Annotated in this window: 21 protein-coding genes and 1 pseudogene; 14 read left to right on the top strand and 8 right to left on the bottom strand. The window is 68.9% G+C overall.

Going from position 1 to position 22,890, the window contains the following annotated elements:
* The 7 genes and pseudogenes from BG28_RS15440 to BG28_RS09775 form a co-directional block, all read right to left on the bottom strand.
* Positions 1 to 235: pseudogene (locus BG28_RS15440) on the bottom strand (hypothetical protein); the annotation flags it as partial.
* Entirely contained in the window at positions 213 to 1,094 is an 882-nt protein-coding gene (gene proC / locus BG28_RS09800) for a pyrroline-5-carboxylate reductase (RefSeq protein ID WP_036476282.1), read from the bottom strand. The pseudogene BG28_RS15440 and the gene proC, both read right to left, overlap by 23 nt.
* A 2-nt stretch (positions 1,095 to 1,096) precedes the next feature.
* Complete coding sequence (locus BG28_RS09795) at positions 1,097 to 1,936, bottom strand: sugar phosphate isomerase/epimerase (protein ID WP_051501287.1); 840 nt, start codon at positions 1,934 to 1,936, stop codon at positions 1,097 to 1,099.
* Positions 1,926 to 2,987 carry an exopolyphosphatase gene (locus BG28_RS09790; protein WP_036476279.1) on the bottom strand — a complete coding sequence of 354 codons (1,062 nt, stop codon included), beginning with the start codon at positions 2,985 to 2,987 and terminating at the stop codon, positions 1,926 to 1,928. Before BG28_RS09790 ends, BG28_RS09795 begins: the two co-directional genes overlap by 11 nt.
* 15 nt (positions 2,988 to 3,002) lie before the next feature.
* Positions 3,003 to 5,885 (bottom strand): type I DNA topoisomerase, encoded by a 2,883-nt coding sequence (gene topA / locus BG28_RS09785; protein WP_051501286.1) that lies wholly within the window; start codon positions 5,883 to 5,885, stop codon positions 3,003 to 3,005.
* 47 nt (positions 5,886 to 5,932) lie between these two features.
* Entirely contained in the window at positions 5,933 to 7,618 is a 1,686-nt protein-coding gene (locus BG28_RS09780; protein ID WP_036476278.1) for a methyltransferase, read from the bottom strand.
* The gene (locus tag BG28_RS09775) at positions 7,615 to 8,565 is read right to left on the bottom strand and encodes a rhodanese-related sulfurtransferase (protein ID WP_084479633.1); all 951 of its coding nucleotides are present in this window, start codon (positions 8,563 to 8,565) and stop codon (positions 7,615 to 7,617) included. The genes BG28_RS09780 and BG28_RS09775 overlap by 4 nt, the downstream gene beginning before the upstream one ends.
* Positions 8,566 to 8,653: 88 nt before the next feature.
* Here BG28_RS09775 and BG28_RS09770 point away from each other — a divergent pair, with 88 nt between their 5' ends.
* The 10 genes from BG28_RS09770 to BG28_RS09725 all read left to right on the top strand — a co-directional run bounded on the left by BG28_RS09770 (position 8,654) and on the right by BG28_RS09725 (position 18,622).
* Positions 8,654 to 9,355, top strand: a complete 702-nt coding sequence (locus BG28_RS09770; protein WP_051501284.1) for a GNAT family N-acetyltransferase — start codon at positions 8,654 to 8,656, stop codon at positions 9,353 to 9,355.
* A gap of 110 nt (positions 9,356 to 9,465) precedes the next feature.
* Complete coding sequence (locus BG28_RS09765; RefSeq protein ID WP_036476276.1) at positions 9,466 to 10,512, top strand: homocysteine S-methyltransferase family protein; 1,047 nt, start codon at positions 9,466 to 9,468, stop codon at positions 10,510 to 10,512.
* Between the two features lie 63 nt (positions 10,513 to 10,575).
* Positions 10,576 to 13,002 (top strand): DEAD/DEAH box helicase, encoded by a 2,427-nt coding sequence (locus BG28_RS09760; protein ID WP_051501283.1) that lies wholly within the window; start codon positions 10,576 to 10,578, stop codon positions 13,000 to 13,002.
* A 387-nt stretch (positions 13,003 to 13,389) separates the two neighbouring features.
* On the top strand, positions 13,390 to 14,400 hold the full coding sequence (locus BG28_RS09755) for a MetQ/NlpA family ABC transporter substrate-binding protein (protein ID WP_084479632.1): 1,011 nt from the start codon (positions 13,390 to 13,392) through the stop codon (positions 14,398 to 14,400).
* Positions 14,397 to 15,425, top strand: a complete 1,029-nt coding sequence (locus tag BG28_RS09750) for a methionine ABC transporter ATP-binding protein (RefSeq protein WP_036476274.1) — start codon at positions 14,397 to 14,399, stop codon at positions 15,423 to 15,425. The genes BG28_RS09755 and BG28_RS09750 overlap by 4 nt, the downstream gene beginning before the upstream one ends.
* Positions 15,422 to 16,099, top strand: a complete 678-nt coding sequence (locus BG28_RS09745) for a methionine ABC transporter permease (protein ID WP_036476272.1) — start codon at positions 15,422 to 15,424, stop codon at positions 16,097 to 16,099. Before BG28_RS09750 ends, BG28_RS09745 begins: the two co-directional genes overlap by 4 nt.
* 127 nt (positions 16,100 to 16,226) lie before the next feature.
* Complete coding sequence (locus BG28_RS09740) at positions 16,227 to 17,249, top strand: aldo/keto reductase (protein ID WP_036476271.1); 1,023 nt, start codon at positions 16,227 to 16,229, stop codon at positions 17,247 to 17,249.
* A gap of 389 nt (positions 17,250 to 17,638) precedes the next feature.
* Positions 17,639 to 17,893 (top strand): DUF4244 domain-containing protein, encoded by a 255-nt coding sequence (locus tag BG28_RS15855; RefSeq protein WP_036476270.1) that lies wholly within the window; start codon positions 17,639 to 17,641, stop codon positions 17,891 to 17,893.
* On the top strand, positions 17,877 to 18,227 hold the full coding sequence (locus tag BG28_RS09730) for a TadE family type IV pilus minor pilin (protein WP_036476268.1): 351 nt from the start codon (positions 17,877 to 17,879) through the stop codon (positions 18,225 to 18,227). The genes BG28_RS15855 and BG28_RS09730 overlap by 17 nt, the downstream gene beginning before the upstream one ends.
* The gene (locus BG28_RS09725) at positions 18,224 to 18,622 is read left to right on the top strand and encodes an Rv3654c family TadE-like protein (RefSeq protein ID WP_036476266.1); all 399 of its coding nucleotides are present in this window, start codon (positions 18,224 to 18,226) and stop codon (positions 18,620 to 18,622) included. Before BG28_RS09730 ends, BG28_RS09725 begins: the two co-directional genes overlap by 4 nt.
* Before the next feature lie 7 nt (positions 18,623 to 18,629).
* Here the strand turns inward: BG28_RS09725 and BG28_RS09720 are convergent, their stop codons facing one another.
* Positions 18,630 to 19,796, bottom strand: coding sequence for a M20/M25/M40 family metallo-hydrolase (locus BG28_RS09720; protein WP_036476264.1), 1,167 nt, complete (start codon positions 19,794 to 19,796; stop codon positions 18,630 to 18,632).
* Positions 19,797 to 19,847: 51 nt separating this feature from the next.
* On the opposite strand from BG28_RS09720, the gene BG28_RS14465 reads away from it, so the two are divergent.
* The 4 genes from BG28_RS14465 to BG28_RS09700 all read left to right on the top strand — a co-directional run bounded on the left by BG28_RS14465 (position 19,848) and on the right by BG28_RS09700 (position 22,864).
* A complete protein-coding gene (locus BG28_RS14465) occupies positions 19,848 to 20,681 on the top strand; it encodes a hypothetical protein (RefSeq protein ID WP_152539268.1) in 834 nt (277 codons plus the stop codon).
* Positions 20,678 to 21,379, top strand: a complete 702-nt coding sequence (locus BG28_RS09710; protein ID WP_084479630.1) for a MurR/RpiR family transcriptional regulator — start codon at positions 20,678 to 20,680, stop codon at positions 21,377 to 21,379. The genes BG28_RS14465 and BG28_RS09710 overlap by 4 nt, the downstream gene beginning before the upstream one ends.
* Positions 21,379 to 22,509, top strand: coding sequence for an o-succinylbenzoate synthase (menC, locus tag BG28_RS09705; RefSeq protein ID WP_036476262.1), 1,131 nt, complete (start codon positions 21,379 to 21,381; stop codon positions 22,507 to 22,509). The genes BG28_RS09710 and menC overlap by 1 nt, the downstream gene beginning before the upstream one ends.
* Before the next feature lie 76 nt (positions 22,510 to 22,585).
* Positions 22,586 to 22,864 carry an Lrp/AsnC family transcriptional regulator gene (locus BG28_RS09700; protein WP_036476260.1) on the top strand — a complete coding sequence of 93 codons (279 nt, stop codon included), beginning with the start codon at positions 22,586 to 22,588 and terminating at the stop codon, positions 22,862 to 22,864.
* Positions 22,865 to 22,890: the final 26 nt, after the last annotated feature.

The raw sequence follows: 22,890 nt of genomic DNA, 5'->3' as shown, positions 1-22,890 counted from the left end.
CCGTGACGGCCGAGGTGGCGACGAAGAGCGCCTCATGGAACGCTGCCGAGGAGCCTGAGGCAGTGGCCCAGGGCATGTTCAGCAGCGAGGCGAACACCGCGATGGTCACCCCGAAGATCAGCATCGCTGCCCGCGCCGGGGAGGTGCGGGTCAGGCGACCCATCCAGCGCTTCGCGTAGCTCCCGGGACCTCCCCGGCGGCGGCTGCCGGGCTCAGTCCGCGCTGCGGAGCTCATCGGTGATCTCCGCGGAGCGGTGCGCGCTGGCGTTGACGGCGGCCTGCACCGCGGCGGGCAGGCCGTGGTCGTCGAAGGCGTGGATGGCGCGTTCGGTGGTGCCGTTGGGCGAGCAGACGGCTCGGCGCAGCCCGGCGGCGTCGGCGGTGCCCGCGGCCTGGTGCGCCACCAGCATCTTGCCGGCGCCGTAGATGGTCTGCGCGGCCAGATCAGCGGCCAGCGCCCGGTCCAGGCCCAGCTGCACGCCGGCCTCGGCCATCTGCTCCGCGAGGTAGAAGGCGTAGGCGGGTCCTGAGCCGGAGATCCCGGTGAGCGCGTCGATCTGGGACTCCTCGATCACGTGCACGGCGCCGCTGGCCCCGAGCAGCCGGGCCACGGTCTCGGTGTCCTGGGCGCTGGCATGGGTGCCCGGGACCAGTCCGACCACACCCAGGCCCACTGAGAGCGGCGTGTTCGGCATGGAACGGATCACCGGCTGGCCCTGCGGCAGGGCCGCTTCGATCATGTCCACGCTGATCGCGGCGGCCACAGAGACCACGACGGCTCCCGGCTTCAGCGCATCGGCGATCTCCGCGGCCAGCGCGACGATGCCATGCGGCTTGACCCCGAGGAAGATGACGTCGGCATCTCCCGCGGCGCTGCGGTTGGCCTCGGCGTCGTCCTGTTCGGCGTGCACGGTGATCCCGTACTGCTGCGCTCGCTGCACCGCGGTGGCGGCGCTGCGCGTGGTGGCGCGGACCTGCTCCGGATTCACCGCTGAGTCCAGCAGACCCGCCAGGATCGCCCCGTTCATCGAGCCGAGGCCGAGCATCGCGATCTGCGGAGACGGCGGACTGCTGGTGCTGGTGCTGGTGGACATCATCACTCCTGGCCGAGGTGCTTGCGGGCGAAGGCCAGGGACTCGGCGAGCCAGCGCTCCCGGTCCCCGACGTTGCGGGCGGTGCGGGTGGCGACCTCCACGGCGACGACGCCGTTGAAGCCGGTCTCGGCGAAGTCAGGCCGAGCCAGCAGGTCCATGGCCTCGGCCACGCGCTGTTCGCCCTGGCCGGGGATCAGGTGGTCGTCCTTGAACCCGTTGGACCAGCCGTCGGTCAGGTGCACGTGGCGCAGTCGCTGCCCCAGGGCGGTGACCGCCTCGAGGGAGTCCGCCTCGGCCGTGGCCGCGTGAGAGAAGTCCCAGGTGACGTGGGGGTAGGGCTGATCCACCGGGTCCCAGTGCGGCAGGTACATGGTGGCTTCTCGGCCGCCGGCCCGCCAGGGGTACATGTTCTCCACGGCGAAGACCACTCCGGTCTCCTCCTCCAGCTTGCTGATGCCCTCGGCGAAGCCTTCCGCGTAGCCGACCTGCCAGCGGAAGGGCGGGTGCGCGACCACGACGCCGGCGCCCACCTCTTGGGCGAGGGCGGCGCTGCGCTTGAGCTTGTCCCAGGCGGAGCCCCAGACCTGCTGGGTGAGCAGCAGCGTGGGGGCGTGGATGGCCATCACCGGCAGGCCGAAGCGCCAGGACAGCTCGTTCAGCGTGGAGGCCTGCTGGGAGTCTCCGCGATGGGTGACCATGACCTCCATGCCGTCATAGCCGAGGTCCTCGGCGATGGAGAACCCTTCGGCGACTCCCATCGGGTAGACCGAGGAGGTGGAGAGCGCCACGGGGATCCGGGGCAGCTCGCGGGGTGGGCGCGGCTGGACCTGCTCAGCTGGCATGTTCCACCGCCGCCGTCGCGAGGGCGCGACCGCCGGGGACCTCGCCGCGGGAGGGTTTGCGCAGCTCACGGGCGAGGTTGACGTGTCCGACCCCGGGCGCGGTGGGCACCTCGACGGCACCCTCGCGGACCAGGGAATCGAGCCGGCGCAGGATCAGGCCCTCGCGCAGCGCCCAGGGACAGATCTGCAGGGTCTCGATGCCGAAGACCTTCATCGCCTGCTCCGCGACCAGTGCTCCGGCGAAGACCTGCCGGGCGCGCAGCGCGGAGACGCCGGGCAGCTCGGCGCGTTCCGCCGCGCTCATCGAGGCGAGGCTCTTGACCAGCGGCTTCAGCTCGGCGTGGCGCAGACTGCGGGGCACATAGGGGCCCTCGGCGGAGGGCGCGGCCCCGGTCATCCGGGCCAGCGAGCGGAAGGTCTTCGAGGTGGCGAGCACCTCGGTGTGTCCGCTCAGGGCCGGGAACTCGCGGCGCGCCGCCTCCAGCTCTTCCCGCACATAGCCCTTCAGCGCCTTGACCTCATCCTTGCTGGGCGGGTCCTCGCCGAGCCAGTCACGGGTGAGTCGTCCGGCGCCGAGCGGCAGCGAGACCGCGGTGGCGGGCAGCTCGTCGCCCCCATAGGCGATCTCGAAGGACCCCCCGCCGATGTCGAAGTTCAAGATGTCCCCGGCGCTCCAGCCGCGCCAGCGCCGTACCGCGAAGAAGGTCATCGCCGACTCCTGGGCGCCGGTGAGCTCGGTGAGCTCCACGCCAGTCTCAGCGATCACCCGCTGCAGCACCGATTCGCCGTTGGCGGCCTCGCGCAGCGCGGAGGTGCAGAAGGAGAGCAGGTCCTCGGCCCGGTGCCGCGCGGCGAATCGGGCGGCCTCGGCGATGAACCCGATGAGTTCGCGCTGTCCCTCCTCGGTGATCGCGCCCTGGTCGTCCAGGTGCTTGACCAGGGACAGGGGTCGTTTATGGGAGGCGAATGCCTCGGGCTTGGCCCCGAGGTGAGCATCCACCAATAACAGGTGCACGGTGTTCGAACCGATGTCCAGCACGCCCAGACGCATCAGGTGACTCCTTGACTAGGATCCGGTCTTCGCGGTGGTCTTCTTGGCCGGAGCCTTCTTCGCGGCGGGCTTCTTGGCCGGAGCCTTCTTCGCCGTGCTCTTGGTCGCCCGCTTGGGCGTCCCGGGCTGCTTCGGTCCGGCGGCGCGCTTCTCCGCCAGCAGCGAGTAGGCGTGCTCCTTGGTCAGCGTCTCCAGCGAGACGCTGCGCGGCACGGTCACATTGGTCTCACCGTCGGTGACGTAGGGCCCGAAGCGGCCGTCCTTGACCACCACCTGCTTCTCCGAGGTGGGGTCGGCGCCGAACTCGGCGAGCGGGGGAACCGCCGCCCGGCGTCCACGCTGCTTGGGCTGGGCGTAGATGGCCTTCGCCTCCTCGAGGGTGATGGTGAACATCTGCTCCTCGGTCTCCAATGAGCGGGAGTCGGAGCCCTTCTTCAGATACGGTCCGAACCGGCCGTTCTGCGCGGTGATCTCCTCGCCGTCCTCGTCGGTGCCGACCACGCGGGGCAGCGAGAGCAGGCGCAGGGCCTGCTCGAGCGTCACCGTCTCCAGGGTCATGTCGGAGAGCAGCGAGCCGGTGCGAGGCTTCTCCTTGGCCGGCTTCTTCTTGGGCTTGGGCTTGCCGTTCTTGTAGTACTCGGTCGGCAGCGACTTCATGTGCTCTTCGAGCTGCGCCTCGGTCATCTCTTCGATGATCTCCGTGACATAGGGCCCGTAGCGGCCGTCCTTCGCCACGATCTCGCGTCCGTTCTCTGGATCGGTGCCGAGCACCCGTCCGGAGTACTGGGCCTGCTCGAAGAGCTCCTCGGCCTTGGCGGCGGTGAGCTCGTCGGGGGCCAGGTCCTGGGGCAGGTTGGCCCGCTGGGGCTCCAGCTCACCCTCGGCGTTGACGACGCCGTCAGGGTTGGGGCGCTCGAGATAGGGGCCGTAGCGACCCACCCGCAGGTTCACCCCGGGGGCGATCTCGATGGAGTTGATCGCTCGGGCGTCGATCTCCCCGAGGTTCTCCACCACATGCTTGAGTCCGTCGACGCCGTCCTTGGCGCCGAAGTAGAAGCCCTGCAGCCAGGCCTCGCGCTGGAGCTCCCCGCGCGCGATCTGGTCCAGGTCCTCTTCCATGCGGGCGGTGAAGTCGTAGTTCACGTACTTGCCGAAGTGTTCCTCCAGCAGCCGGATCACGCTGAACGCGGTCCAGGACGGGATCAGCGCGGAGCCGCGCTTGGTGACGTAGCCGCGGTCCATGATCGTGGAGATGGTCGGCGCGTAGGTCGAGGGGCGCCCGATCTCGCGCTTCTCCAGCTCGGCGACGATCGTGGCTTCGGTATAGCGCGCCGGCGGGGTCGTCTCATGGCCCTTGGCCTGGACGTCGCGACCGATCAGGCTCTCGCCGGTCTCGATCTTCGGCAGCCGCTTATCGGCCTTGCCGGCCTTGGCCTCGTCCTCCTCCGAGCCGCTCTCGCGGACCTCCTCGTAGGCGGCCAGGAAGCCGGGGAAGGTGATCACGGTGCCGGAGGCGCCGAAGGTGGCGGTGGTGCCGGCCTTGGGTCCGCCGGAGACGGCGGCGCTGAGCCGCACGGAGGCGGTGAAGCCCTTGGCGTCGGCCATCTGGGAGGCGACGGTGCGCTTCCAGATCAGCTCGTAGAGCTTGAACTCATCCTTGGAGAGCTCATTGGCCACCTGGCCGGGGGTGCGGAAGTGATCCCCCGAGGGTCGGATCGCCTCGTGGGCCTCCTGGGCGGTCTCGCTCTTCTTGGAGTAGAACCGCGGGCTCGACGGCGCGTGGTCGGCGCCGTAGAGCTCGGTGATCTGCCGGCGTGCCGCGGTGATCGCCTCGTTCGAGAGCGTCACCGAGTCGGTACGCATATAGGTGATATAGCCGTTCTCATAGAGCCGCTGCGCCACCTGCATGGTGGCCCGGGAGGAGAACCGGAGCCTGCGGGAGGCCTCCTGCTGCAGGGTCGAGGTGATGAACGGGGGCTGCGGACGGCGCGAGTAGGGCTTGTCCTCCACCGAGTCCACGGTGAACTCCGCCTGGGTCAGGCCTTCGGCCAGGGCCTCGGCCGCTTCGCGGTCCAAGACGCTGACCTCGGTCTTGGAGCGGGTGGACTTCAGCTGGCCGCGGTCGTCGAAGTCGGATCCGGTGGCGACGCGGGCGCCGTCCACGGCGTTGAGCTTGGCGGTGAACTCCTCGCCGGCGGCGGTGGCGAAGCTGCCGGAGAGGTCCCAGTAGCCGGCCGGGATGAAGGCCATGCGTTCGCGCTCGCGTTCGACCACCAGGCGGGTGGCCACCGACTGCACGCGTCCCGCGGAGAGGCCCTTGCCGACCTTGCGCCAGAGCACCGGGGAGATCTCGTAGCCGTAGAGCCGGTCCAGGATTCGCCGGGTCTCCTGGGCGTCGACGAGGTCGTCGTCGATCTGGCGCACGTTCTGCAGGGCACGGGTGATGCCCTCCTTGGTGATCTCGGTGAAGGTCATCCGGTAGACCGGGACCTTGGGCTTGAGCACCTGCAGCAGGTGCCAGGCGATGGCCTCACCCTCGCGGTCGGCGTCAGTGGCGAGATAGAGCTCCGAGGCGTCCTTGAGGGCCCGCTTGAGCTCGGTGACCTTCTTCTTCTTGGAGTCAGAGATCACGTAATAGGGCGCGAAGCCGTCGTCGGGGTTCACCGCGAACCGGCTGAACGGACCCTTCTTCATCTCGGTGGGCAGCTCTGAGGGCTGTGGCAGGTCACGGATATGCCCGGCGGAAGCGTCCACGATGAAGTCATCGCCGAGGTACTTGGCGATGGACTTGGACTTCGCCGGGGACTCGACGATGACGAGTTTCTTGCCTTCAGGCACTGATCTCCTTGAGGGAATTCTTGCGGTGCAGTCTCGGTCGCTCAGCAGTGGGCTGGCCATCGAGTGCTCAATATATCAGCGAGCAGAACACGCCGAGGCCGGGAGAATCAAGACTCCGCGAGGTATCCCTCGAGGTAGAGCTCCAGGATCTCGCTGCGCAGCGCCTGCTGGAGATCCGCCTGCTCGGTGGTCTCCTCCGCCAGCAGAGCGGCCACGGCGGCAGTGAGCGCGGCGGCCTGATACTCCCCGTCGGCGGCGCCCAGAAATCCTGCGGCGGCACTGGAGACGGCCCGGCTGCGGCGCAGTCCGGACCCCTGACGTGCGAGGATCACTTCCGGGTGGACGGCGCCGAAGCGCTGATGGCGTTCCTCGGTGACATCGGGGGCCACGGTGAGGACCGCCTCGAGCACCGACTGCGGGTCCCGGGCCACGGTCTCTGCTCGGGTCGCGGTGGCTCCGATGACCGGTCCCAGCGGCTGCTCCACGGCACCGGTGAGCTCCTCGAAGCGCCGCCAGGGCGCGCCCGGACCCGGCGCTGCGGCCCGGCGGCGGATGAAGATCATGCCGAAGCCCACGGCGAGCACCCCACGCGAGGCGAAGTCGTCGAGATACTCCATATAGCGTCGCCGGTAGCTCTGCGGCTCCCGCTGGGTGGAGGCGTCGCGCAGCCAGGTCTCGGCATATTCGGCGCTGTCCTGCCGGTCGCGCTGGATGAACCAGGCGTCGACCTGCGCGGGGAACGCCTCGCACCAGAGCCGCGGTCGCGCGTCCCAGGCGGCGTGGTCCTGGATCTCCCAGTTGCCCAGCAGCTGCGCGGACCCGGCCTCGGCGAGATGCTCGGGCAGCGCCGCGATCAGCTCAGCCATGAGAAGATCCCCGGTCCTGCCGCCGTCGCGGTAGGTGTAGCGCGCGTCGATCTGCTCGTGCTTCGGGCGCGGGGTGATGACGAAGGGCGGGTTCGAGATGATCAGGTCGAATCGACGCCCGGCCACCGGTTCGAGCAGGCTGCCCTGCACCAGCTCCACCCGTGCCTCGAGGTTCATCGGGGCCAGGCGCAGCGCTGCGGCGTTGAGCACCAGGTTGAACCTGGTGAAGTCCAGGGCGCGGCGGCTGAGATCGGTGGCCACCACATGCTCGGCGTGGTCCAGCAGGTGCAGCAGCTGGATGCCGCAGCCGGTGCCGATCTCCAGGGCACTGCGCACCGGGGCGCGGTGGATGCTCGCCGCCAGGGTCAGGCTCGCGCCGCCGATCCCGAGCACATGCTCGGGATGCAGCGGTCCGGTCACCTGCGCGGCCGGCAGGTCGCTGGCCACCCAGAGGTCGCACAGCCCGTGGGCCTGCTCGGCCTGATAGGGCCGCAGATCCACGCTGGGACGGTACCGCTCGACGTCGTGCCCGGCTGCTGGCGCCTCGGTCACCGGTGACTCAGGGGCTGCCGCGGACCCGGGGGCTGCCGGGTGCACCAGGTTCAGGCGGCACAGGCCCTCGACGCCGACCTGGGGCAGGGCCTCCTGGAGCTGCGCGGCGGGGATCTCGAGTCCGAGCAGCCAGAGCCCGGTGAGCACCGCGCAGGGGTCAGGAGCCGGTTCGGCGCGCAGCAGCTGGTGCACGCGAAGCTCCGCCGGCACCGGCTGGTCACGCTGCAGGGCGGCGAGCGCGTCCTCGCCCAGCAGCTGCGCGACCCGTTCATTGGTGAACCGTGCGGCGAGCAGATCCGCGCGCAGGCCGGCCAGCAGCTTCGGGTCCGCCTCCGGGGCGGGCAGGATCGCGGGCTGATGCTGTGCGGGACTCATCCGCGCCGCACCTTGCCCAGCGCGCCGGCGTTGGGGTCGGTGGGGTCCTGGGCCAGCCGGGCCTGACAGTTGCCGCAGCGGGTGGTCTCCGGGATGTGGCGGTGGTCCTCGCAGTAGAGCGCCAGCGTGGAACATCCCCGGTCCATACAGTTATAGAAGGAGCTGGTGGGGCTGGCGCAGCAGCTGCACTCCCCGATGGTCTTCGCCTCCGGGGAGAAGCGGGTGTTCATCCGGGAGTCGAAGACGTAGAGCTCGCCCTCCCAGAGCCCCTGATCGCCGAAGGTCTCTCCGTAGCGCACGATCCCGCCGTCGATCTGATAGACCTCCTCGAAGCCGCGCCGGCGCATCAGCGCCGAGAGCACCTCGCAGCGGATCCCGCCGGTGCAGTAGGTGACCACCGGCTGGTCCTTGAGGTGGTCGTATCGCCCGGAGTCCAGCTCGGCGATGAAGTCGCGGGTGGTCTCGGTCTCCGGCACCACGGCGTTCTTGAACTTCCCGATCTGCGCCTCCACGGCGTTGCGGCCGTCGAAGAAGGCCACCTCCACGCCCTGCGCCCGCTTCGCCTCGACGAGGTCATGGACCTGCTGCGGCTGCAGGTGCTCGCCGCCGCCGACGACGCCCTGAGCATCGACCTCGATCTCCTCGGGCACGCCGAAGGCCACCAGTTCGGGGCGGACCTTGACCGAGAGCCGGGGAAAGTCCTCCGCCCCGCCCTCGGACCATTTGAAGGCCAGCTGACGGAACGGGGCGTAGGCCCTGGTCTGCTTCACGTACTGCTTGACCGCGTTGATGTCGCCGCCGACGGTGCCGTTGATCCCCTGCGGGGAGATCAGGATCCGGCCCCTGAGGCCGAGCTCCCGGCAGAGCGTGTGCTGCCAGAGCTTCACCGCCTCGGGATCTGCGAGGGGGGTGAAGGCGTAATAGAGGACGATCCGGGACATGCTCACCTCTCAAGGGTAGTTCTGAACAACATCTTTATGAACTCGTTGTCCTGTCCTCTCACGGTGCGCTGCTTTTTCTTTGTATGGTCGGACTATGACTTCTGAGCTCAGCGATGACCTTGTACGCCACTGGGTAACCGGATGGGCGCGAACTCACGACTACGACGTCCAGCACGAGGGCGGCGTCCACTCGGCTCTGCGCTCCGGGGACTCCGACGAGTGGGAGTACGTGTTGTATTCCCCACAGGACACCGATCTGCGCAAGATCGCCGCCGCCGTGGCGAAGGACTCTGCCCGACTGCTGACCGTGATCGCAGAACCCGGTGCCGAGTCGCTGAGCCAGAACCCGGTGGACGGGCTGCAGCTGATCAGCGATGAGGAGAAGCTGATGGTCGTGGACATGGACACCCAGGACGTGGAGGATCCGATCACGCCAGAGGGTTACACCACGACTCGTGAGGACCACGACGGCTGGACCCGCTTCACCGTGCGTGACGGTGACACGATCGCCGCCCGAGGCCGCGTCGCGACCGTGGGCCACTACGCGATCCTGGACCGGATCTACACCAACGACGACTACCGCCGCCAGGGCCTGGGCACCTTTGTGACCCGCGCGCTGATCGCGATCGCCCACGAGCACGACGTCGAAGAGGGTCTGCTCGTGGCCACCGGGGACGGTCGGGAGCTCTACGAGTTCCTGGGCTGGACCCTGCTCGGCGACGTCCACGTCTACGGCGCCACCTCCGGCGGGCGGCTGCGGCCGAGTCACTCCCAGTTCGACGACCTCAACGCTTAGGCCCCGCCCGGGCAGTGCGGTAGGATCGGCACACTTGCTGCATTAAGTTCAATTGTTCACTCATTATCGGGGGACGATGCAGCTCCATACTGTCGCCGAAGGAGCTCCCCATGGCCGCCAACCCGCTCACCGACCGACTCGATGCAGGCCCGGTCATCTGCGCCGAGGGATTCCTCTTCGAGCTTGAGCGGCGCGGCTACCTGACCGCCGGTGAGTTCGTGCCCGAGGTGGCGCTGGAGAACCCGGACGCGCTGCGCGGGTTGCACCGGGACTTCCAGCGTGCCGGCTCTGACATCGTCGAGGCTTTCACCTATAACGGGCACCGCGAGAAGATGCGCGTGATCGGCAAGGAGGACCTGCTCGAGCCGCTGAACCGTGCCGCCCTGCGCATCGCCCGCGAGGTCGCCGACTCCCGGCCCGGAGATCTCGTGGCGGGCAACATCTCCAACACCAACATCTGGGACCCCTCGGACGTCCAGCGCCAGAACGAGGTCCGCGGCATGTTCCAGGAGATGGTCGACTGGGCGGTGGAGGAGGGCGCGGATCTGATCATCGGCGAGACCTTCTACTACGCCGGAGAAGCACTCGCGGCCCTCGAGGTGGCCCGGTCCTCCGGGCTGCCGGTGGTGCTCACCCTGGCGCCCATGGGTTTCGAGGAGATGGCCGACGGGCCCGGCGTGGTCGAGACCGCTCAGCGCCTGGAGCAGGCCGGAGCCGACGTCGTCGGACTCAACTGTTTCCGCGGACCCGAGACCATGCTGCCCTGGCTGCGCCAGATCCGGGAGGCGGTCTCCTGCCACGTGGCCGCGCTGCCGGTGCCCTACCGCACCACCCCGAGCGAGCCCACCTTCTTCAACCTCTCCGATGTCCGCGCCGGCGTGCCCTCCCCGCACGGCCGGACCTTCCCCACCGCGCTGGATCCGCTGTTCAGCAATCGCTATGAGATCGGCGCGTTCGCCAAGGAGGCCTACGATCTGGGGATCAACTACCTGGGCGTCTGCTGCGGGGCCTCGCCGATGCATATCCGGGAGACCGCCGAGGCGGTGGGTCGCAGCACCGAGGCCAGCCGCTACTCCGAGCGCATGGAGAACCACTTCATGTATGGATCCCACGATCGGTTGCCCGAGCACATCAGGTCCCTGGGCGGCCGCGCCTGACCGGCAGCAGTGCTCACCGGTGCGCCGGGGAATGCAGCGCCATCCTGCCGTAGCCTGAGGGGGATGCCCGATCAGGACCCCTTTGAGCTGTTGCGCCGTGCAGGTCTGCCGACGGAGATCGGCGACGCCGGTCCGCTGCGCCATGTCCGCACCCTGCCGGCCCGGCAGGCGCGCACCGCTGCCTGGCCCGAGTGGGTTCCCGCCGAGCTGCGTGCGGGTTACCGGCAGCTGGGGGTCTCGGGACTCTATAACCACCAGGTGCTCGCCGCCGAGGCGTTGCATGCCGGGCGCCATACGATCCTGGCCACCGGCACCGCCTCAGGGAAGTCCCTGGGCACCCAGCTGCCCGGACTGGCCGAGATCTCCGGCGGCCCGCGCGGGGCGCTGCCGGCGTCCTCACCCGGCGGCGTCGGTCCCCCGCCCAGCGTGGGCACGACCATGCTCTACCTCTCCCCCACCAAGGCGCTGGCCGCGGATCAGCTCGAGGCGCTGACTCAGCTCGCCGAGGCCACCGGGCCCGCCGGGACCCAGGGCGGGATTCGGCCAGCCTCCTATGACGGGGACACCGATCCCACCGAGCGCCGCTGGGTCCGTCAGCACGCCAATGTGGTGCTGACCAATCCCGACATGCTCAACGTCGGGATCCTGCCCAACCACCGGGCCTGGGCTAGGTTCTTCGCCCGGCTGCGCTACGTGATCATCGATGAGGCGCACAGCTGCCGGGGGATCTTCGGCTCACACATCGCGCTGCTGCTGCGCAGACTGCGTCGGATCTGCGCCCATTACGGGGCCCACCCGGTGTTCACCGGAGCCTCGGCGACCAGCGGCGACCCGGCGACGTCGTTCTCCCGGCTCATCGGCCACCCGGAGTCCGCCGTCGAAGCCATCACCGAGGACGCCTCCCCCCACGGGGCCGTGGACATCTACCTCTGGGAGGCCTCGGACTCCACGCTGACCGGCGACAACGCCGCTCCGCTCAAGCGCAGCCTCACCGTGGAGGCCGCCGACATCCTCGCCGACCTGGTGGTCGCCGGGCATCGCACGCTGGCCTTCATCAAGTCTCGCCGCGGGGCGGAGACCATCGCGCAGATCGCCGCCGATTCACTCGCCGAGGTGGACCGTGACCTGAGCGGACGGGTGGCGGCCTACCGCTCCGGGTATCTGAAGGAGGAGCGCCGCGAGCTCGAAGACGCGCTGCGCGAAGGCCGGCTGCTCGGCGTCGCCTCCACTCCGGCGCTGGAGCTCGGGATCGACATCTCCGGGCTGGATGCGGTGATCATCGCCGGCTGGCCCGGCACCCGCGCCTCGTTCTTCCAACAGCTGGGCCGCGCCGGGCGCTCGGGCCAGCGCGGCGCCGCGTTCTTCATCGCCGGGGATGATCCGCTGGACTCCTATCTGTTGGACCACCCGGAGGCGATCTTCGACACCGCGGTCGAGGACGCCGTGACCGACCCGAGGAATCCACATGTGGCCGCCCCGCATATCCTCGCCGCCGCTCAGGAGCTCCCGCTGACCACCCCGGACCTGGAGCTGTTCGAGTCCTGGCTGATCGAGTCGCTCACCGAGCAGGGACACCTGCGACGTCGGCCGCGCGGCTGGTTCTTCGCCCACGACGACGTCTCCGCAGCGGCCTGGGTCAAGCTGCGCTCCGACGGCGGCGGGCCCTACACGATCGTCAACGCGGAAGACGGCACCGTGATCGGGGACATGGGCTCCGCCCAGGCGCAGCCCCAGGCCCACCCAGGAGCGGTCTACCTCCACCAGGGCCGCAGCTACATCGTGGAGGAGCTCGACCGCGAGAACAGCGCCGTGCTGGTGTTTCCGGCCAGCCCGCCGTATTACACCCAGGCCCGGCAGACCACCTCGATCGAGGTGCTGCAGACCGAAGAAGCCATGGACTGGGGCCGCTACCGGCTGCACTCCGGGATGGTGGAGGTGACCAGCACCGTGGTCGGCTTCCAGCGCAAGGCGCTGGGCTCCTCCGAGGTGCTCTCCGACGAGCCGCTGGACCTGCCGCCCTCCTCGCTGCGCACCCAGGCGATGTGGATCACCGCCCCGGAGACCGAGCTCGCGGAGGCCGGGGTGATCCCGGAGCACGTGCCCGGGGCGCTGCATGCCGCCGAACATGCCATGATCGGGCTGCTGCCGCTGCTGACCTCCGGGGACCGTTGGGACATCGGCGGGGTCTCCACCGCGCTGCACCGCGACACCGAGCTGCCCACGATCTTCGTCTACGACGGGCACCCCGGCGGGGCCGGGTTCGCCCGGCGCGGCTTCGAGCTGGCCGCCGAATGGATCGGGGCCACCGCCGAGACGATCGCCGGCTGCGACTGCGCCACGGGCTGCCCCTCCTGCGTGCAGTCCCCTAAATGCGGCAACAAGAACAACCCGCTGGAGAAGCAGCCCGCGCTGAACCTGCTGCGCGCGATACTCACCGCCCGGCCCGAGGAATCCACCTCCGCTTCGGGCCCTGAGGCGGCGCAACGCTGAACACACCCGGCACCGTGACGGAATATGAATGTGCGCAGTGCGGGCGTGAAACGTGAGCTAGGATTGAACCTGCTTCAAGAGAAGTGACCTGGAGATCCGCCGCTGGCGGTGATCCGACGATCCGTTCACGGTCACTCACCAACCCCATGTTCAAGGGTGGTCCCGGATCACGAAGCGGCTTGTTCTCACCATCGGTGGAGCTCAAAGAGGCTCGACTGTGGTGCTGACTGGAACCGGCAAGAGCAGCGTCGAAAGGACACTCCCCGCACCCATCGGTGCACTCTGCGTTCGCGCGTGAACATTCGCGAGCGCCCCAGACATCCCTCTCAGGGCACCCCTGTCACTTTTCCGGGCGAAGATCCGCCCACACAGACCGAAGGATCACTCATGACCCACCAGCAGACCCCCTCCGGACCCCCCTCCGGACCCACCGCCGGCCCTCGGCGCCGCGGGCTCAAAGCCCTGGCCCTCAGCGCCACACTCGCCCTGGCGCTGAGCAGCTGCAGCGCCTTCGATCGCGGCGGTGACGAGGCCGAAGCCGCACCGGAGGATCAGCAGGAGTTCACCATCGGCGTCGTGGGCGCCAACGAGAGCCACCGCGAGGTCGAACGCATCGCCGAGGAGGAACTGGGCTACGAGATCGAACTCGTCGAGTTCACCGAGTACACCCAGCCCAACCCGGCGCTGACCAGCGGCGACATCGACGCCAACTGGTTCCAGCACATCGCCTACCTGGCGGACTACAACGTCAGCTCCGGGGAGGACCTGCAGCCCATCGGCGCGACCGCCGCTGTGCCGCTGACCCTGTACTCCAACGAGTACGACGATGTCAGCGAGTTCACCGAGGGCGACACCATCGCGATCCCCAACGATGCGGTGAACCAGGGGCGTGCGATCAACGTGCTGGTGCAGGCGGGACTGCTGGAGCTCTCGGAGGAGACTCGCCAGCCCGAACCGCGCCACATCGACGAGGAGGACTCCACCGTGACGGTGCAGCCGGTCGCCGCTCAGCAGACGGTCAACGCGCTGGAATCGGTTCAGGGCTCGATCATCAACAACAACTTCGCCCAGGACGCCGAGCTCGACCCCGAGGGTGACGGCATCTTCTCGGATGATCCCACCGACGCCTCAGCGTTTCCCTATATCAACGCCTTCGTGACCCGCGCCGAGGACAGCGAGAACGAGGCGCTGCGCGAGATCGCGGCGGTCTACCACGACGAACGGGTGCTCGAGATCGACGCGGAGCTCTCGGCCGAGACCTCGGTCCCCGCCTCTGACGTCACCGCCGAGCAGCTCCAGGAGTCCCTGGTCGACTACGAGGACTCGCTGCGCAACGCGGGCGCCGAGACCGGTGACGACGAGGCCGGCGAGGCCGAGGAAGCGGACGAGGACGCGTGAGCACAGCCCCGCTCATCGAGTTCAACAACGTCTCGCGGACCTTCGGGACGGGAGACAAGACCGTCACCGCGGTCGAGGACGTGAGCCTGCGCGTCGACCGCGGTGAGGTCTATGGCGTCATCGGGTTCTCCGGGGCCGGGAAGTCCACCCTGATCCGGCTGATCAACGGGCTTGAACGCCCCACCGCAGGCTCGGTCCATGTGCTGGGCCAGGAGATCTCCGCCATGCGTGAGGGCCAGCTCGCCAAGGTCCGCTCCCGGATCGGCATGGTCTTCCAGCAGTTCAACCTGTTCCACTCCCGCAACGTCGCCGGCAATGTCGCATACCCGCTGAAGGTGGCTGGTTGGAACAAGCCCGCGCGCGAAGCCCGGGTGGAGGAGCTGCTGGAGTTCGTGGGACTGACCGAGAAGGCTGCGCAACACCCGGAGCAGCTCTCCGGCGGGCAGAAGCAACGGGTCGGGATCGCCCGCGCGCTGGCCGCGAAGCCGGACATCCTGCTGGCCGATGAGTCCACCTCCGCGCTGGACCCCAACACCACCGGTGAGGTCCTGCGGCTGCTGCGCCGCGCCAACGAGGAGCTCGGCATCACCATCGTCGCGATCACCCACGAGATGGAGGTCATCCGCTCCATCGCGGACCGGGTCGCGGTGATGGACCAGGGCCGGATCGTGGAGTCCGGGCTGGTCTATGACGTCTTCTCCAGCCCGCGCGAGACCAAGGACGCCAGCTTCGTCGGTGCGGCGTTGAAGAACCGGCCCACCGCAGAGGATGTGCAGCGGATCCGCGGCCATGCCAGCGGACGGCTTGTGGTGGTCTCGCTGCAGAACGCGGCGGCGGTCAGCTCCGTGCTGGGCGAGGCCGCCGCACACGGGGTCTCCTTCGAGATCGTGCATGGCGGCATGAACACCACGAAGAACGCGTCCTACGGCCTGCTCACCCTCGCCCTGCAGGGCGAGGATCGCGCGGTCGAGGCCTTCGTCGCGGCGCTGAACTCCGCCGGAGAGGTCCAGGAGGTGCAGGAATGATCGACACTTATCGAGCTCTTGACTGGAGCTACTACGGGCCCGAGCTGCTCGAGGCCATCTTCGACACCATCTATATGGTCGCCTGGGCCTTCCTGCTCGGCGGGCTCCTCGGACTGGCCATCGGCCTGACGCTCTACACCACCCGTCAGGGAGGGCTGCTGGCGAATAAGCCCGCCTATATGGCGATGAACTTCATCGTGAACCTGATCCGGCCGATCCCCTTCGTGATCCTGATCGCGGCCCTGCAGCCGGTGACCATCTACGTGATCGGCTCCGGGATCGGCAACGATGCGGTGATCTTCGTGATGATCTGGGCCTCCACCTTCGCGATCGCCAGGATCGTGGAACAGAACCTGGTCTCGATCGACCCCGGAGTGATCGAGGCGGCACGCGCCATGGGCGCCTCCCGACTGCGCATCATCCTCACCGTGCTGCTGCCGGAGGCGCTGGGTCCGCTGATCCTGGGGTATACCTTTGTGATCATCGCGCTCACCGACATGTCTGCCCTGGCCGGGATCATCGGTGGCGGCGGCATCGGCAACTTCGCCATCGTCGAGGGCTACAACCGGTTCAACCCCGAAGTGACCTGGCTGGCGGTGATCGTGGTGATCGTCTTCGTCCAGTCGCTGCAGCTGGTGGGCAACTGGGCGGCACGCAAGGTCATGCGGCGCTGAGCCTGTCAGTGACCCGGCCGCCGCGTCGTCGTCGTCATTGCTCTGCCCCGCCCCCTGCCCCTGTCCCTGCTCTCTGCCCGCTGCACATGCACATGCACATGCACATGCACCACGGAAGGATCCACCCATGACTCTGCGCTCCCTCACCCTGGGAACCGGTTCGCATCAGCTCGAGACCTCAGCGCTGGGCTACGGCGCGATGTCGCTGGCCGGCGCCTACGGGGCCATCACCGAGTCGGACTCGATCGCCCTCCTGGAGCACGTGGCGCAGCGCGAGGTGACCTTCCTGGACACCGCGAACATCTACGGCGATGGCGAGAGCGAACGGGTCTTGGGAAAGTTCCTGAAGCACCGGCGCGAGGAGTTCGTGCTGGCGAGCAAGGTCGGCATCGAGAAGGGTGCAGGGGTCGGCAAGCGCCGGGCCCGGGGCGACGCGGCGTATATCAAAGAGCAGATCGATCACAGCCTGCGCCGACTGGGCACAGATCACCTGGACCTCTACTACCTGCACCGGGTGGACCCTGAGACACCGATCGAGGAGAGCGTCGGAGCCCTGGGCGAGCTGGTCACCGCGGGCAAGGTACGCAGCATCGGTCTCTCCGAGGCCACGGGGGAGGAGATCGCCCGCGGCCACGCCGTGTTCCCGATCACCGCGGTGCAGAGCGAGTGGAGCATCTTCGCCCGGGACGTGGAGCCCCACGTGCTGCCGACCTGCGCGCGGCTGGGGATCGGTTTCGTGCCCTACTCCCCGGTGGGCCGAGGTCTGCTCACGGATTCCTTCGATCCCCAGGCTCTTCCGGCGGAGGACATCCGGCAGAACTTCCCCTGGTTCATGCCAGAGAACCTGCCGCACAACGCAGCGCTCCTCGCACGGGTCCGCGACATCGCCGCAGGCCTGGAGCTGCCCACCGCGGGGCTGGCGCTGGCCTGGCTCTATCAGCAGGCAGCCGCCCTGGGCGTGCAGATCGCCCCGATCCCGGGGACTCGGACCGCCGGGCACTGGGATCAGCTCCAGCGCGGGGTGGATGTCCAGGTTCCCGGGGAGGCCATGGCAGAGCTGGACGCGCTGGCGGGCCAGGTCTCCGGGGACCGCAGCTTCGATCCGCGCTGGGTCTCCGGCGGGCGCGAGGGGCTCCTTCCGCGCGGCTGACCCGGCTCGCAGATGGTCGCCCCGCAGGCAGCCTGCCTCCGCATCGATTGTGCGATCTGGCCGATCTTCGAAGTGATCTCCGTGCGAGAACCTGCACAGAGTGCGCATGCGATGCTGGCGCTCGGATCTTCGCCGGTCCTTCCCACGGGTCTGCCCCAGCCCTGACGGTCACCCGGTCCTGGATCGCGCCTCTCCACAGGATGGCGTCCTCTCGCGGAATCCAGCGCCGCGCGGCCAAGACTGGTGGCACCTGCAGACCGCAGGGCTCACCCGTCGTCAAGGTCCCCCAGGGCCCGAGCCGCACGTCCCCGAGTCTCCCTTCTCTGAGACTCGATCCTCCCAGGCTCGGCGGCCCCAGGGTCCAGGCGACCATCACGGAAGGCACCGTCATGGAACACCCGGTCATGGAACGCACGGTCACTCAGCCCGCTGTCCTGGAAGCTCCACCGGCGCGCAGCGGCCCGCGGGGATCCCGGCATTGGGCGCATCGGCTTCATCATGAGCAGGAGGGCCTCGCCACGGCCGAATACGGCATCGTGATGCTCGCCGCCGTCGGGTTCGCCGGGCTGCTGGTCGCGGTGCTGAGCTCAGGCACCGCCCGAGGGCTGCTGACCGGCGTCGTGGAACGTGCACTCTCCTTCTGAGCGCGGGGCGATCACCGCAGAGTTCGCGGTGGCGCTGCCAGGAGTCATGCTGGTGCTTCTGCTGGTGCTCTCGCTCGGGCTGCACGGCGCCGCCCAGGTCACCCTGGAGTCGGGAGCTCGGGCTGCGGCTCGAGAGCTGGCCCGCGGGGAGGACCCGGCCTCGGCGGAGGCGGCCGCCCGGCGGATCACCGGTGAAGAGGTGTCCTTCCAGCTCAGCCACGATCAGGGCTATGTCACCGTCGAGCTGGTCCGCCCGGTCCGGGTGCTCGGCTGGGTCGAGGTCGCGATGACCCAGGACGCGCAAGCCACGGCTCGAGTCGAGGATCTGCCATGAGACCCCCGGGACGGTTCTCGGCCGAGCGGGGTTCAGGCACCGTGTTGGCGCTGGGACTGATCATGGTGCTGCTCCTCCTGCTCGCCGCGACACAGGTCCTGAGCATGGTCGCGACATCTTCCGCGCAGGCTGCCCGCGGGGCAGACCTGGCGGCGCTGGCCGGAGCCGACGCGGCGCGCGGGCTGAGCACCGGAAGTCCGTGCACCGTGGCGGAGGCTGTGGCCGTGCGCAATGCGGTGGAGCTCACCAGCTGCACCGTCACCGGCGAGGACCGCACCGAGGTGCTGGTGCGCACCGCGGTGCCGATCCTTCCCGAGCGGCTGATGGACGCCGGTGGTACAGACCTCTCCGAACTGCTCGGTCGTGGGGCGGCGCGCGCCGGTCCTCCCGGTTGAGCGTGGATCAGAGCCGAGCGAGCAGCGCCGCCAACAGCGCGATCCTTTCCGGGATCGACTCCAGCCGGACCTGCTCATGGTCGGCGTGGGCTCCCGCACCGTCGGGACCCAGGCCGTCGAGGGTCGGCAGGTCTGAACCGAGAAAGTTGGTGTCTCCGGCGCCGGCCGCGGGATGACCGCCGACGGCGGGCAGTCCGGCGTCCTGGGCAGCGGCTTCCACGGCGGCGAGCAGCTCCTCGTCCGCGGCGTCGGCCTGCCAGGCGGGACGCTGGGACAGGGTGTGCACCTGCAGCTGGGCATCCGGACGTACCGGAGCCAGGTCCCGGATCGAGGCCAGAACCTGGTTCTCCACGTCGGGGGTTCGGAATCGCAGTCCCACCTCCACCGAGGCCGCGGCGGGCACCACGTTGGTCTTTCCGCCACCGGCGATGGTCCCCACATTGCACAGCACGTCCCCCGGGGCGGCCTCCTGCGCGGACCCGACGACCTTGCGCAGCGCAAGGATCTGATCGACCAGCTCCTCGATGGCGTTGACTCCACCGTCAGGATCCAGGGCCGCATGGGAGGCCCGTCCGGTGATCTCCAGGCGCAGCCTGGTGCTGCCGAGCCGGCCCATCTTCAGCGCCCCACCGGGGTGAGGAGATTCGAAGCCGAGTACCGCGCTGACTCCCTCGGCGCTGGCCAGCAGCAGCTCCCGGGAACTCGGGGAGCCGATCTCCTCGTCACCGACCACGATCACGCGCACCGGCGGCCGGGAGGATCCCAGCTCCGCGCTGACACTGAGCCCCTGGTGCATGATCAGCAGCCCAGACTTCATGTCGAAGATCCCGGGACCGTACGCAATGCCGTCCTCGATGCGGAAGGGCATCTCCGCCAGCGTCCCTTCCGGCCACACCGTGTCGGAATGACCGATGAAGAGCACCGGTGCGGCATCTCGCGAGGCGCCTGCGCCGGGGATGTCCATCACCAGGTGGGTGCCCCACTCCCCCTCCCGCACGGAGACCTCGGCGTGGTGTTCGGCGAAGAGCTCGCGCACCTGATCCGCGACGGCAGAGACCCCCGCAGCGTCCCCCGTGGGCGACTCGGTCAGCACCATCCGTTCCAGAAGTTCCAGGGTTCGGTCATACCGATTCCTTGCGAGATCAAGCAGAGCAGTGCCAGAAGAGTTGTCCATGAGGCTATGATACGCAACGTAAGAACATTGACCAGGCCTCGAGAGGACCGCATGACACATCAGGATGCAGCCGCACCCGCTTCCCCCGCCATGCCGGAATCGATCAGCCTGGATGGTGGAATCACCGTGCGTGGCCTCACCGAGGTCGCCGAGCTGGAAGCCGCCTGCCGGCTCTACCGTGAGGTCTTCGCCTACAGCGGGGAGGACCAGGGCATCAACGCCCGCCTGCTGAAGAACCTGCTCACCTACGGCGGCACCGTCATCGGGGCACTCGACGCCGCCGGCGACCTGCGCGGGATGGCCTTCGGCTGGACCGCCGTGGAGACCGATCCGGAGGATCCGCATGTCTACCACTTCTCCCAGGCCGCAGTGGTCTCCGCTGACCTGCAGGGCCAGGGGGTCGGGCGGGCGCTGAAGACCGTCCAGGCCGCCGTCGCCCACCGGCAGGGATCGAGCCGGATGCGCTGGACCTACAACCCGATGATCAGCCGCAACGCCCACTTCAACCTCGACGTTCTCGGCGCACAGGGCCGTTGGTTCACCCGCGACGCGCTTGCCGGGCCCGGCACCGACCGCATCACCGTGGAATGGCGACTCGGCGAGAAGAGCACCGACCCCCACCAGGCCACACGGGACCAGCGGAGCGCGTCTGAGGATGACTTCGAGGCGGTGCTGGCGGCACACCCGCTCACCGTCGCCGGGGAGATCCGCGCCGACGCCGAGTCCACGGCGCTCGCCGTTCCCACCCAGCAGCCCACCGACCCCACCGTGATCGAGCTGCTGCGCACGCGCTTCCATGAGATCTTCACCGAGGGGTTCGTGGCGGTCTCCTGCCGCCGTGTGGACGAGGATCTGGCGGTCTACCGCTTCACCCGGCGGGCATGAGCGGGATCGAGAGCGGGGCATCCCCGATCGGTGGGCCGCAGGATCCACCCGGGGAGGGGACGCCGCAGACCCACCGCGGGCCGGACAATCCGGCCGCGCGCTTCGGAGCCAGCATGGCCCCGCGCGCCTCGGCCAAGACCCTGCAGGCCCGCCTGATCCGCAAGGAGCGCGAGAACCTGGAACGGGTCTTCGCCAGCTTCGAGACCGAGGAATCGGTGGCCCGGGCCGCTGCGCTGATCGCCGGAGCGCGCCGCCGTTTCATCGTGGGCCACGGCAGGTCGGCCGCCTTCGCGCACCTGTTGGACCTGGACCTCTCCCACGGGCTCTCCCAGGTCTCGCGCATCGACGGCCAGAGCACTCGCAGCATCGACGTGCTCACCGATGTGCGCGGCACCGACGTCCTGGTCGCGTTCTCGCTGCGCCGATACCGCCGGGAGACCGCCGAACTGGTGCGAGCCTTCGCCCAGCGCGGGGGCACCGTGGTTGCGGTGACCGATTCGACCGAGTCACCGCTGGTGGAGCCCGCCAGCGAGCTCGTGATCGTGCCCACCGACTCCGCCTCGGTGACGGACTCCGCCACCGGCATCGCTGCGGTGATCCACCTGCTCACCGCGCTGACCACCGCAAGTGCCAAGGGCAGCCGCCGTCGGCTGACCGAAAGAGAATCACTGATCCAAGAGATGGGACTGTATATCTGATGCGCGCCACAGAGATCGTGCTCCACGACGTCGAGCTGCCCCTGCGACATGCCTTCGAGACCAGCTCGCACCGGAAATCCTCGCTGCGCCACCTCCTGGTGGAGATGACCGCAGAGGACGGCACCACCGGCTGGGGCGAGATCGCCTCCCCCGCCGGTCCCTTCTATGCCCCCGAGACCACCACGACGGCCTGGCAGACCGCCGTCGATCACCTGATTCCCGCGGTGCTCGGCGCAGAGTGGGTCCACCCCGACGAGATCGCCGGACTCTACGCCAAGGTGCGCGGCAACTATTTCGCCAAGGCCGGGATCGAGATGGCCGCCTGGACGCTGTGGACCGCCGCTGAGTCGGTGCCGCTGGCGCGGGCTCTCGGCGGGGACCGTGACTCCGTGGTCGCGGGCGTCTCCCTGGGCATAGAGCCCAGCATCGAGGCGCTGCTGACCGAGGTCACCCGCCACGTGGAGTCCGGCTATCCCCGGGTGAAGCTGAAGATCGCACCCGGCTGGGACGTGAAGCCGGTCCGGGCCGTGCGTGAGGCCTTCCCTGATCTCGATGTCCACGTCGACGCCAACGGCGCCTACCCGGGGACCGCCGAAGCCGGCGGCGAGGCGGCCTTCGATGTGCTGCGCGCCCTGGATCCGTTCCGGCTGACCATGATCGAGCAGCCCTTCGCGCCGAAGAACTTCCTGGACCACGCCAAGCTGACCGCAGCCCTGGACACCCCGGTCTGCCTGGACGAGTCGGTCGAGACCCTGGACGACCTGCGCACCGCGCTGGCGCTGAAGGCCGGCAACGTGCTCAACATCAAGGTCTCCCGCATGGGCGGACTCAGCGCTGCGCGCGACGCCCATGCCATGGCCTCGGCCGCGGGCTGGCCGGTCTGGTGCGGAGGGATGCATGAGTTCGGCGTCGGCCGGCTGGCCAATGTGGCGCTCTCCTCGCTGCCCGGCTTCACCCTGCCCTCCGACGTCTCGGCCTCGAGCAAATACTATGCCCAGGACATCATCGATCCCCCGGTCACCGCCGAGCGCGGAGTGGTGCAGGTCCCGACCGCGCCGGGGCTGGGGCACGGCGTGCTCCCCGAGGTCATCGCGGCGCATGCGACCAGGCAGCAACGGTTCAAGGCCTGAGCCTCCGCCTGTGGCGCAGTATCCTGACAGGGAGCAGCGCTCGAGAAGTCTCACCGGCTGAAAGGCAGCGATCACCATGGTCACCGCATTCGTGATGATGAAGACCGATCCCCATCGGATCCCTGAGTCCGCGCAGGACATCGCCAACATCGAAGAGGTCCAGGCGGTCTATTCGGTCACCGGCAAGTGGGACCTGGTCGCGATGGTGAAGACCCCGAACCTGGAGGATCTCAGCGACCTGGTCCCGGCGAAGATCTCCAAGGTGGCCACGGTCCATGACACCGAGACGATGGTCGCGTTCCGGACCTATTCGGACCAGGAGCTCGAGGCGAGCTTCAGCCTCGGCGGGGAGTAGCACCACCGTCCTGCAACACCGAGGGC

The sequence above is a fragment of the Nesterenkonia sp. AN1 genome, from assembly GCF_000582475.1.
Classification (GTDB): domain Bacteria; phylum Actinomycetota; class Actinomycetes; order Actinomycetales; family Micrococcaceae; genus Nesterenkonia; species Nesterenkonia aurantiaca.
Note: the sequence above shows the minus strand (reverse complement) of the source record. Positions and strands in the feature narration are given on the sequence as shown.

Excerpts from the sequence above, each read along its gene's own strand:
- BG28_RS09765 (WP_036476276.1), top strand. The coding sequence starts at position 9,466 with ATGGCCGCCAACCCGCTCACCGACCGACTCGATGCAGGCCCGGTCATC.
- BG28_RS09760 (WP_051501283.1), top strand. The coding sequence starts at position 10,576 with ATGCCCGATCAGGACCCCTTTGAGCTGTTGCGCCGTGCAGGTCTGCCG.
- BG28_RS09755 (WP_084479632.1), top strand. The coding sequence starts at position 13,390 with ATGACCCACCAGCAGACCCCCTCCGGACCCCCCTCCGGACCCACCGCC.
- BG28_RS09700 (WP_036476260.1), top strand. The coding sequence starts at position 22,586 with ATGGTCACCGCATTCGTGATGATGAAGACCGATCCCCATCGGATCCCT.
- BG28_RS09790 (WP_036476279.1), bottom strand. The coding sequence starts at position 2,987 with ATGCGTCTGGGCGTGCTGGACATCGGTTCGAACACCGTGCACCTGTTA.
- BG28_RS09720 (WP_036476264.1), bottom strand. The coding sequence starts at position 19,796 with ATGGACAACTCTTCTGGCACTGCTCTGCTTGATCTCGCAAGGAATCGG.
- BG28_RS15855 (WP_036476270.1), top strand. The coding sequence starts at position 17,639 with ATGGAACACCCGGTCATGGAACGCACGGTCACTCAGCCCGCTGTCCTG.
- BG28_RS09795 (WP_051501287.1), bottom strand. The coding sequence starts at position 1,936 with ATGCCAGCTGAGCAGGTCCAGCCGCGCCCACCCCGCGAGCTGCCCCGG.
- BG28_RS09740 (WP_036476271.1), top strand. The coding sequence starts at position 16,227 with ATGACTCTGCGCTCCCTCACCCTGGGAACCGGTTCGCATCAGCTCGAG.
- proC (WP_036476282.1), bottom strand. The coding sequence starts at position 1,094 with ATGTCCACCAGCACCAGCACCAGCAGTCCGCCGTCTCCGCAGATCGCG.
- topA (WP_051501286.1), bottom strand. The coding sequence starts at position 5,885 with ATGGCCAGCCCACTGCTGAGCGACCGAGACTGCACCGCAAGAATTCCC.
- BG28_RS09770 (WP_051501284.1), top strand. The coding sequence starts at position 8,654 with ATGACTTCTGAGCTCAGCGATGACCTTGTACGCCACTGGGTAACCGGA.
- BG28_RS14465 (WP_152539268.1), top strand. The coding sequence starts at position 19,848 with ATGACACATCAGGATGCAGCCGCACCCGCTTCCCCCGCCATGCCGGAA.
- BG28_RS09780 (WP_036476278.1), bottom strand. The coding sequence starts at position 7,618 with ATGAGTCCCGCACAGCATCAGCCCGCGATCCTGCCCGCCCCGGAGGCG.
- BG28_RS09745 (WP_036476272.1), top strand. The coding sequence starts at position 15,422 with ATGATCGACACTTATCGAGCTCTTGACTGGAGCTACTACGGGCCCGAG.
- BG28_RS09725 (WP_036476266.1), top strand. The coding sequence starts at position 18,224 with ATGAGACCCCCGGGACGGTTCTCGGCCGAGCGGGGTTCAGGCACCGTG.
- BG28_RS09710 (WP_084479630.1), top strand. The coding sequence starts at position 20,678 with ATGAGCGGGATCGAGAGCGGGGCATCCCCGATCGGTGGGCCGCAGGAT.
- menC (WP_036476262.1), top strand. The coding sequence starts at position 21,379 with ATGCGCGCCACAGAGATCGTGCTCCACGACGTCGAGCTGCCCCTGCGA.